The sequence below is a fragment of the Mycobacterium sp. pV006 genome (assembly GCF_041287115.1).
In the GTDB taxonomy this organism is placed as follows: domain Bacteria; phylum Actinomycetota; class Actinomycetes; order Mycobacteriales; family Mycobacteriaceae; genus Mycobacterium.
This window is the reverse complement of the sequence record NZ_JBGGKT010000018.1, coordinates 62592-73250: the sequence shown is the minus strand read 5'-3', so window position 1 is coordinate 73250 and position 10659 is coordinate 62592. Positions and strand designations below refer to the sequence as shown.

The following is a 10659-nucleotide window of genomic DNA, read 5'->3' as shown; positions in this document are numbered from 1 at the left end:
GTTTGGTAACCACACCGATACCGGAGGTCCTCACCTACTTCCGCTCACCACGCCGTTCACAACCTGTCTGGGAGTTACAGCTAGCCATCCCGGCGGTAGGGTTTGACGTCATGCATCTGAAGAGTCTGACGCTGAAGGGCTTCAAGTCCTTCGCCTCGCCGACGACTCTGCGGTTCGAGCCCGGCATCACCTGCGTCGTGGGCCCCAACGGCTCGGGGAAGTCCAACGTCGTCGACGCGCTGACCTGGGTGATGGGGGAGCAGGGCGTCAAGACCCTGCGGGGCGGCAAGATGGAGGACGTCATCTTCGCCGGCACGTCGTCGCGCGCGCCGCTGGGCCGTGCCGAGGTGACGTTGACGATCGACAACTCCGACAACGCACTGCCCATCGAGTACTCCGAGGTGTCGATCACCCGACGGGTGTTCCGCGACGGCGCCGGTGAGTACGAAATCAACGGCAGCCGTTGCCGTTTGGCCGACGTGCAGGAGTTGCTCTCGGATTCGGGGATCGGCCGCGAGATGCACGTGATCGTGGGTCAGGGCAAGCTTGCCGAGATCCTGGAGTCCCGCCCCGAAGACCGCCGCGCCTTCATCGAGGAGGCTGCCGGGGTGCTCAAGCACCGCAAGCGCAAAGAGAAGGCGGTCCGCAAGCTCGACTCGATGGCGGCCAACCTGGCCCGGTTGACCGACCTGACCACCGAACTGCGCCGTCAACTCAAGCCGCTGGGGCGTCAGGCCGAGATGGCGCGACGCGCCCAGACCATCCAGGCCGACCTGCGCGACGCGCGGCTGCGGCTGGCCGCCGACGACCTGGTCGCGCGCAGAGCCGAGTTCGACGACAGCAACCAGGCCGAGACCGCGCTGCGCCGGGAACACGACCAGCTCACCGAACGGCTGCAGGAGCGGGCCGCCGAACTGGAGGCCCACGAAGCAGCGGTCGAGGAGCTCAGCGAGCGCGCCGACGCCGCGCAGCAACGCTGGTTCCGGCTCTCGGCGCTCGCCGAGCGGGTCGGCGCCACCGTCCGCATCGCCAACGAGCGCGCCCAGCATCTCGACACCGAGCCGGAACGTTCCGGCGGGCCCGACCCCGACGAGCTGGAGGCGCAAGCCGACGCGGTCGCCGAACAGGAGCGTCAGCTGCTCGAAGAGCTGGCCGAGTGCCGCGAACGCCTCGACGCCGCCCGCGCCGAGTTGGCCGACCGGGAACAGGCCGCCGCCGAGGCCGAACGCGCCCACATGGCCGCTGCCCGCGCCGAGGCCGACCGCCGGGAGGGCCTGGCGCGGCTGTCCGGGCAGGTGGACACCATGCGCACGAGGGTCGAGTCGATCGACGAGACCGTCGCGCGGCTGTCGGCCGGCATCGACGAGGCCGCCCAGCGCGCCCAGCAGACCCAAGCCGAGTTCGAGACCGTGCAGGCGCGTGTCGGCGAGCTCGACGCCGGCGAAGCCGGGCTCGACGAACACCACGATCGCACCGTGGCCGCTCTGCGGCTGGCCGACGAACGCGTGGCCGAACTGCAGTCGGCGGAGCGAGCCGCCGAGCGCCGCGTGGCCTCCCTGCAGGCGCGGATCGACGCGCTCTCGGTCGGGTTGGACCGCAAGGACGGTGCGGCGTGGTTGCAGGAGAATCTCGACAGCGCAGGACTTTTCGGATCGATCGCCAACCTGGTCAAGGTGCACCGGGGCTACGAGGTGGCCATCGCCGCTGTGCTCGGTGCGGCCGCCGACGCGCTGGCCGCCGAGGACAGCGGGGCCGCCCGCGCCGCGCTGGCGGCATTGAAGGATTCCGACGGCGGACGTGCCACCCTGGTGCTGGGCGACTGGCCCGCAGCAGCGGCGCCGATGACGGCTTCCCTGCCGCACGGGGCGCAGTGGGCCGTCGACCTCGTCGACCCGGCGCCGCGTGTGCACGGCGCGATCACGGCGCTGCTCAGTGGTGTCGTCGTCGTCGGGGATCTGGCGGCGGCGCTGGAACTCGTTGCTGCGCAACCGAACCTGCGTGCCGTCACCGCCGACGGTGATCTGGTCGGGGCAGGCTGGGTCACGGGTGGCTCGGATCGCCGGCCCAGCACGCTGGAGATCACCTCGGAGATCGACAAGGCCCGAGCCGAACTGGCCGACGCCGAACGCCAGACCGGCGAGTTGTCCGCGGCGCTGGCCGGCGCGCTGGCCGAACAGGCCACCCGCCAGGATGCCGCCGAGCACGCGTTGGCCGCACTCAACGAGTCCGATACCGCGATCTCGGCGATCTACGAACAACTGGGCCGCCTGGGCCAGGACGCGCGCGCCGCCGACGACGAGTGGCAGCGGTTGATCAAACAGCGCGAGGAACTCGAAGCCGGCCGCGAGACCACGGTCACCGAGTTGCGTGAGCTCGAAGCGCGTCTGCACAACGCGCAGCAGGAACCGATGTTCGAGGCTGAGCCCGTGGACCGGCAGGAGAGCACCGCGGCGGTGGACGCCGCCCGTGCTGCCGAGGTCGAGGCCCGACTGGCGGTACGTACCGCCGAGGAACGTGCCAACGCCGTTCGCGGACAGGCTGATTCGCTCAGGCGCGCTGCGGCGGCCGAACGCGACGCGCGGGTCCGTGCGCAGCAGGCCCGCGAGGCGCGGGTGCGTACGGCGGCGATGGCCGCAGCGGTGGCCGAGTCGGGTCGTTTGGTGGCCCAGCGGCTCAGCGCCGCGGTGGCTGTGGCGTCGCGGGTGCGCGACGAGGTCGCCGCCGAACGCCAGGTGCGCGCGGGCGCGCTGACCGCAGCACGCGACGAGGTCAACGAGCTGACCGCCCGCGTCACCGCACTCACCGACGCGTTGCACCGCGACGAGGTCGCCAAGGCGCAAGCGGCCCTGCGTATCGAGCAGCTGGAGGAACAGGTGCTCGAGCAGTTCGGGATGGCCGTCGACGATCTGATCGCCGAGTACGGTCCGTCGGTGCCGTTGCCTCCGACGGACCTCGAGATGGCCGAGTACGAGCAGGCGCGTGAACGCGGCGAGCAGGTCACCGCTCCCGCACCGATGCCGTATGACCGGCCCACCCAGGAGCGCCGCGCCAAACGCGCCGAACGCGAGCTCAAGGAACTGGGTCGGGTGAATCCGCTCGCGCTCGAGGAGTTCGCGGCGCTCGAGGAGCGGTACAACTTCCTGTCCACGCAACTCGAGGACGTCAAGGCCGCGCGCAAGGACCTGCTCGACGTCATCGCCGAGGTCGACACCCGGATCCTGCAGGTCTTCACCGAGGCGTACGCCGACGTGGAACGCGAGTTCTCCCAGGTCTTCTCGACGCTGTTCCCCGGCGGTGAGGGCAGGCTGTTGCTCACCGACCCCGACGACATGCTGACCACCGGCATCGAGGTGGAGGCGCGGCCGCCGGGCAAGAAGATCAAGCGGCTGTCGCTGCTGTCCGGCGGCGAGAAGTCGCTGACCGCGGTGGCGATGCTCGTCGCGATCTTCCGGGCGCGGCCGTCGCCCTTCTACGTCATGGACGAGGTCGAAGCCGCGCTCGACGACGTCAACCTGCGGCGGTTGATCAGCCTCTTCGAGCAGTTGCGGGAGCGTTCCCAGCTGATCGTCATCACCCACCAGAAGCCGACGATGGAGGTCGCCGACGCGCTCTACGGCGTCACGATGCGCGGCGACGGCATCACCACCGTGATCTCACAGCGGCTGCGCGGCCATGAACTGGTGGCCAGCTCGTCCTGACGCCCCGGAGCGGACCTAGTCGACCTCGACCACGCCGCTCTGCCGCAGCGCCGCGAGGTCGGCAGCGCCGCAGCCGTGCAGACACACCTTGAGTTCGTAGATGAAGTCCTGAAGCCAGTCGACCACGGCGCTGACCGACTCGATGGCCGGCGAGAGCAGGGGACGGGCGATGGCGACCACCTCGGCCCCCATCGCCAGCGCCTTCGCCGCATCCATGCCGGTGCGGATGCCGCCCGAGGCCACCAGCGGCATCTCGGGTAGGACGCGGCGGACCTCGGTCAGTGCCTGCGCGGTGGGGATGCCCCACTCGGCCAGGGTGGGGTACCGGACCTCGCCGTAGCGGACGTACTGCTCGATGCGGGCCCACGAGGTCCCGCCGGCGCCCGCCACGTCCACCGCGGCCACGGGGAAGTCGGCGAGCTCGGCCGCCGCGGCGGCGCCGAAACCGTGCCCGACCTCCTTGACCATCACCGGGTGACCGATCTCGGCGATCACCTCGCGCAGGTGGCCCAGGGAACCGGAGAAGTCGGTGTCGCCCTCGTGCTGCATGGCCTCCTGCAGCGGGTTGGTGTGCACCGCGAGTGCGTCGGCGCCCACCTTGTCCAGTGCCGTCACCAGACCGGGCACCAGCGACCGGTTCAGCTGGGCCATCCCGATGTTGCCCACCAGCAGGACATCGGGGGCCACGCCGCGCACGTCGAAGCTGGCGGTCTTGGCGGGGTCGTCGATCATCACGCGCTGCGAGCCCAGCATCATGCCCACGCCCAGCTGCTGGGCGGCTGCGGCCAGGTTGCGGTTGACGATGCCCGACAGTTCGGCGCCGCCGGTCATGGCGCCGATCAGCACCGGCGCCCGCAGCGGCTTCCCGAGGAACTGCGTGCCGAGGTCGATCCTGTACAGGTCGGTCTGGGTCAGCGCGTTGTACGGCAGTCGGTAGCGCTCGAAACCCGTGGTGACGGTCTGGTAGTCCACGGCCTCGTTCAGGCACACGTCGATGTGGCGGCGTTTGCGGTGGGCCAGGGCGCCCACGGGGTCGAATGTCATCGCGGCGCCCCCTGCGACAATGGCCGGGTGACTGAGAGTATCGGGCTGGGCCTGTGGATCGCGATCGCGGTCATCGCTGTACTGCTGATAGTGGCGCTGGTGGTCGGGCTGGTGCGGTACCGGCGCCGCCGGATTAGTCTGAAGGCTCCTGACACCGCCACTCCCATCGATCGTTCCGGCGGCTATACCGCGTCCTCGGGCATCACATTCACCTCGTCGGCACCGGTGGAAACGCCGCCGCCCCCGCAACGCATCGACACCACGGGGCTGCCCGCTGTGGGCGATGATGCCACCATCCCGCGGGACGCGCCGAAACGTCCGATCTCCGATGTCCGCCTGCCCGAGCCGCCGGTCGCACCTGCCCCGGCTGCGGAACCGCAGCAAGCGCCCGTTGCCGAGCCGGAACCCGTTGCCGAGCCGGAACCCGTTGTCGAGCCCGTCACTGTTCCCGAAACCGTCACAGAACCGGTCAGCGAGCCATCCGCCCCCGAGGTGGAGGAGATCGCGCCGACCGAGGGCCGGCTCGACCGGCTGCGCGGCCGGCTGGCCCGGTCGCAGAACACGCTGGGCCGCAGCATGCTGGGCCTGCTCGGCGGCGGTGACCTCGACGAGGACTCCTGGGAAGAGGTCGAGGACACGCTGCTGATCGCCGATCTGGGGCCGGTGGTCACCGAATCCGTGGTCGCGGCGCTGCGCGAGCGGATGGCCAGTGCCCGGGTGCGCACCGAGGCCGACGCCCGCGCGGTGCTGCGCGAGGTGCTGATCAACGAGCTGCAGCCGAGCATGGACCGTTCGATCCGCGCGCTGCCCCACGAGGACAAGCCGTCGGTGCTGCTCGTCGTCGGTGTCAACGGCACCGGCAAGACCACCACGGTGGGCAAACTGGCGCGGGTGCTCGTCGCCGACGGGCGCCGCGTGGTGCTCGGCGCCGCCGACACGTTCCGCGCCGCTGCGGCCGACCAGCTCGAGACGTGGGCCTCGCGGGTCGGTGCGCAGGTGGTGCGCGGCCCCGAGGGCGCCGACCCGGCGTCGGTGGCGTTCGACGCGGTCGACACCGGGGTCTCCTCCGGCGCCGATGTGGTGGTGATCGACACCGCGGGCCGGCTGCACACCAAGACCGGACTGATGGACGAACTCGGCAAGGTCAAGCGCGTGGTGGGCAAGCGCGCCGCCGTGGACGAGGTGCTGCTGGTGCTCGACGCCACGATCGGGCAGAACAGCCTGCCGCAGGCGCGGGTGTTCGCCGAGGTCGTCGACATCACCGGTGTCGTGCTGACCAAACTCGACGGCACTGCCAAGGGCGGCATCGTCTTCCGGGTACAGCAGGAACTCGGTGTGCCGGTCAAGCTCGTGGGCCTGGGCGAGGGTCCCGACGATCTCGCTCCGTTCGAGCCCGCGGCCTTCGTCGACGCGTTGCTCGGATGAGCCCGCGCCGGGCTGCGACACCGTCGGCATACCTCGGCGCAACACGAGCGTAACGACATCCGCGTGTGCGTTCACTTCGGCGAAACACAACAGAATCACCGGGGAAACGCGCTGCGAAGAGTCTCTTCGGGAGGCCGATCCGCGTCGGCCGTCATCCCAAGGAGGTTCACACAAAGTGGTTCTAGCCTTACCAGACGATGCGTTCCTGCCGTTCGGGCCCGAGGGCCTGAGCGCCGGAGACACGGCGTGGGTACTGACATCGGCCGCGCTGGTGTTGCTCATGACACCGGGCCTGGCGTTCTTCTACGGCGGTCTGTCCCGACAGAAGTCCGTCCTGAACATGATGATGATGTCCTTCGGATCGATGGGCATCGTCAGCGTGGTCTACGTGCTCTGGGGCTACTCGATGTCGTTCGCCTCCGCGCACACCGGCGGCAGTGACATCCTCGGAATCTTCGACAACCCCTTCGCGCTGTTCGGCGTCAGCCAGCTGACCGAGGTGCGTGAGCTGAACGGCGTCGACACCTTCGTCAGCGGTGGCTTCGGCACCGTGCCCGCGATCGTCTGGGTGGCGTTCCAGCTGACCTTCGCCGTCATCACCGTCGCCCTGATCAGCGGTGCGGTGGCAGAGCGCATGAAGTTCGGCACCTGGCTGGCGTTCGGCGGCATCTGGGTCACGCTGGTGTATTTCCCTCTGGCACACATGGTCTGGGGCGGCGGTCTGCTGTCGGGCTCCGAAAACGGCATCGCCGCAATGCTGTTCGGCGTCAACGACGAAGGTGTGGCCAACGTTTCCCCGATCGACTTCGCCGGCGGCACCGTGGTCCACATCAACGCGGGGATGGCGGCGCTGGTGCTGGCGATCCTGATCGGTAAGCGGTCCGGGTTCGGCCGGACGCCGTACCGTCCGCACAACATCCCGTTCGTGATGCTCGGCGCGGCCCTGCTGTGGTTCGGCTGGTTCGGCTTCAACGTCGGCTCCGAAGGCGCTGCGGACATGCTCGCCGGTGCGGTGTGGGTCAACACCACGGCCGCGACCGCCGCGGCCATGCTGGGCTGGCTGCTGGTCGAGAAGATCCGGCACGGTCACGCCACCAGCGTCGGCGCCGCCTCGGGCATCGTCGCGGGTCTGGTCGCCATCACCCCGGCCTGTGGTTCGTTGAGCGCCATCGGTTCGCTGATCCTCGGTGCGATCGCCGGTGTGCTGGCCGCGCTCGCGATCTCGATGAAGTACAAGTTCGGCTACGACGATTCGCTCGACGTGGTGGGCGTACACCTGGTCGCCGGCCTGTGGGGCACCGTCGGGATTGGCTTCCTGGCCACCGAAACCGGCCTGTTCTACGGTGGTGGCATCCAGCAACTCATCGTGCAGATCGTCATCGCCGCAGTCGCGGTGGTGTTCACCGGCGTGATGACCGCGATCATCGCGTTCATCGTCAAGCCACTGGGATGGCGGGTGTCCAAGGACGACGAGGACACTGGTATCGATGAGACCGAACATGCCGAAACGGCTTACGAGCTCGCCTGATCGGCGACAATTTCATCGGAAGGGATCGACTACATGAAGCTGATTACTGCGATCGTCAAGCCGTTCACGCTGGAAGATGTCAAGACCGGTCTGGAGCAGACGGGCATTCTCGGGATGACTGTCAGCGAGGTACAGGGTTACGGTCGCCAGAAGGGGCACACCGAGGTGTACCGGGGCGCGGAGTACTCCGTGGACTTCGTGCCGAAGGTCCGGGTGGAAGTCGTGGTGGAAGACGCCGCGGTGGACAAGGTCGTCGACGTCATCGTCCAGGCCGCCCGCACCGGCAAGATCGGCGACGGCAAGGTGTGGGTCAGCCCGGTGGAGACCGTGGTCCGGGTCCGCACCGGCGAACGGGGGGCCGACGCCCTCTGACGCACGTCGATTGAGAAGTCGTCTCCCGGCGATGATGCCGCGGAAGCGGTGAACGTCTCGTGCCGGGAGGACAACTCATGAGCAAGAATCCGCAGCCCGTCGCCGGGCCGCCCCACTGGGAGCGGCCGGCGGCGGGTTCCGCCCGTCCCGCAACAGATCTGACCGCCGCGGCCAAACAGCTGCTCTCCGGCGGCAACCGGCCTTTGGACAGCGCGGCGCTTCGCGACGCGCTGCTCGATCTCTACGACTTCTGGCTCACCACGAAGGCGACCGAGATCGGGATCACCGCCACGAGCGGCTTCGCGATCGTCGCGACCGGCGGTCTCGGGCGCGGCGAACTGTTGCCCTATTCCGATCTCGATCTGATGCTGCTGCACGACAACATGCCCGACGACGTCGTCGGCGAGGTCGCCGAGTTGTTGTGGTATCCGTTGTGGGACGCCAACATTCGCATCGACCACAGCGTCCGTACCGTGCCCGAGGCCCTGAAGGTCGCCGGTGAGGACATCTCGGCCGGGCTGGCGATGCTCGAGGCGCGCCACATCGCCGGGGACGCCGACCTGTCGGCACTGTTGATCGGCGGTGCGCGCCGCCAGTGGCGCACCGGAATCGCCGGGCGCTTCGACGAACTGGTCGAACACACCCGCGCGCGCTGGGCCCGCAGCGGTGAGATCGCCCACCGCGCCGAACCGGACCTCAAGTGCGGCCGGGGCGGATTGCGCGACGTGCAACTGCTCAACGCCCTGGCCATCGCGCAACTGGCCGACGTGTACCCGAGTCGCTCCCTGGCCTCGCCCACCGAAACCCTTGGGGAGAGCCATCTCTCGCTGCTCAACGTGCGTACCGAACTGCACCGGGTGGCCGGTCGTGGTCGCGAACTGCTGCTCGCACAGCACGCCGACGAGATCGGCGCCGCGCTGCGGGTCGGCGACCGGTTCGATCTGGCGCGCATGCTCTCCGATGCCGCACGCACCGTCAGCTACTACGTCGACGCCGGCATCCGCACCGCGGCGAACGCGCTGCCCCGTCGCGGGTTGGCGGTGCTGCGCCGTCCGACCCGGCGGCCGCTCGACGAGGGCGTCATCGAGTTCAACGGCGAGGTGATCCTGGCTCGCGACGCGCGTCCGGAGCGCGACCCGGGACTGATCCTGCGGGTGGCCGCGGCGTCTGCGGTGACCGGGCTGCCGATGTCGTCCTCGACCTTGAGCCGGTTGGTGGAGACCGCACCCGAGTTGCGCGCGCCGTGGCCCCGTCAGGCGCTCAAGGACCTGCTGGTGATGCTCGCCGCCGGGCCGTCGGTGGTGGCCACCATCGAGGCGCTCGACCGCACGGGGCTGTGGGGTCGCTTGTTCCCCGAGTGGGGGGCCGTTCGCGACCTGCCGCCGCGTGACGTCATCCACATCTGGACGGTGGACCGCCACCTCGTGGAGACCGTCTCGCGGGCAAGCGCTCTGACCACCCGGGTGTCCCGGCCGGACCTGCTGGTTCTGGGTGCGCTCGTCCACGACATCGGCAAGGGCCGCGGCGGCGACCACAGCGTCATCGGCGCCGAGTTGGCGACCCAGATCGGGACCCGGCTGGGGCTGTGGCCGTCGGACATCGACATCCTGTCCGTGGTGGTGCGTCACCATCTGCTGCTCGCCCACACCGCCACGCGGCGCGACCTGGCCGACCCCCGGACCATTGCCGCGGTCGTCGACGCGATCGGCGGCGACCTGGTGGTCCTCGAGTTGCTGCACGCGCTGGCCGAGGCGGACTCGCTGGCCACCGGACCCGGGGTGTGGGGGGATTGGAAGGCGTCGCTGATCGGCGACCTGGTGCGGCAGTGCCGGCTCGTGATGGCCGGTGAGCCTCTGCCGCGGCCCGACCCGATCGATCCCCGCTTTCTCGCGTCGGCCGGGGACTCCGGTGTCCACGTCGAGTTGGCCGCCACCGACAGCCCGTACATCTACCAGGTCACGATGATCGCCCCCGACCGGCGCGGCCTGCTGTCCAAGGCCGCCGGGGTGTTGGCGCTCAACGCGCTGCGCGTGCACTCGGCGTCGGTCAACGGCACCCGCGGGTCGGCGGTGAACACGTTCGTGGTCTCGCCGCATTTCGGTAGCCCGCCGGCGGCCGAACTGCTGCGTCAACAGCTCATCCTGGCCATCGACGGCGAGCTCGACGTCGTCGGCGCCCTCGAGAAGAAGGGGGCCGACGCGTCTGCCGGTGGGCGGGTCGGTGAGCCCCGTCCGGCCGTACCGACCATCGCCCCGGCGGCCCCGCCGCGGGTGCTGTGGCACGACGGCGCCGACTCCGCCGCGCTGGTCGCCGAGGTCCGTGCCACCGATCGCACGGGTCTGCTGGCGGTGTTGACCGGCGTGTTCGAGCGCGCCGGGGTGGATATCGGGTGGGCCAAGGTCACCACCCTGGGGTCCTCGGTGGTCGACGTGTTCGGCATTGTTGCGCCCGCTGGGGCCGGCATCGAGGCCCTCAAACAGAGCCTCGAACAGCAGCTGTATGCCGTCCTGCCCGCCCCACCGGTCAAACCGAGCCAACAGGAGGCGGGCTGAGCCGTGTCCGGGCCACCGATCGCGGTATCGCGGTGTGTGG

At 69.7% G+C, this 10659-nt stretch carries 6 protein-coding genes; 5 read left to right on the top strand and 1 reads right to left on the bottom strand.

Translation table 11 applies throughout. The annotated features are described in order from the left end of the window. Window positions 1–110: 110 nt before the first annotated feature. On the top strand, window positions 111–3698 hold the full coding sequence (gene smc, locus ACAG25_RS21855) for a chromosome segregation protein SMC (RefSeq protein ID WP_370490573.1): 3588 nt from the start codon (window positions 111–113) through the stop codon (window positions 3696–3698). A gap of 15 nt (window positions 3699–3713) precedes the next feature. Here the strand turns inward: smc and fni are convergent, their stop codons facing one another. After that, the gene (fni, locus tag ACAG25_RS21850; RefSeq protein WP_370490572.1) at window positions 3714–4742 is read right to left on the bottom strand and encodes a type 2 isopentenyl-diphosphate Delta-isomerase; all 1029 of its coding nucleotides are present in this window, start codon (window positions 4740–4742) and stop codon (window positions 3714–3716) included. Window positions 4743–4781: 39 nt separating this feature from the next. On the opposite strand from fni, the gene ftsY reads away from it, so the two are divergent. The 4 genes from ftsY (at window position 4782) to ACAG25_RS21830 (ending at window position 10619) form a co-directional block, all read left to right on the top strand. Then, complete coding sequence (gene ftsY, locus ACAG25_RS21845) at window positions 4782–6167, top strand: signal recognition particle-docking protein FtsY (RefSeq protein WP_370490576.1); 1386 nt, start codon at window positions 4782–4784, stop codon at window positions 6165–6167. 175 nt (window positions 6168–6342) lie between these two features. Beyond that, complete coding sequence (locus tag ACAG25_RS21840; RefSeq protein WP_370490571.1) at window positions 6343–7695, top strand: ammonium transporter; 1353 nt, start codon at window positions 6343–6345, stop codon at window positions 7693–7695. A gap of 33 nt (window positions 7696–7728) precedes the next feature. Then, window positions 7729–8067 carry a P-II family nitrogen regulator gene (locus ACAG25_RS21835; RefSeq protein WP_014815171.1) on the top strand — a complete coding sequence of 113 codons (339 nt, stop codon included), beginning with the start codon at window positions 7729–7731 and terminating at the stop codon, window positions 8065–8067. Between the two features lie 77 nt (window positions 8068–8144). After that, window positions 8145–10619 carry a [protein-PII] uridylyltransferase gene (locus tag ACAG25_RS21830; RefSeq protein ID WP_370490570.1) on the top strand — a complete coding sequence of 825 codons (2475 nt, stop codon included), beginning with the start codon at window positions 8145–8147 and terminating at the stop codon, window positions 10617–10619. Window positions 10620–10659: the final 40 nt, after the last annotated feature.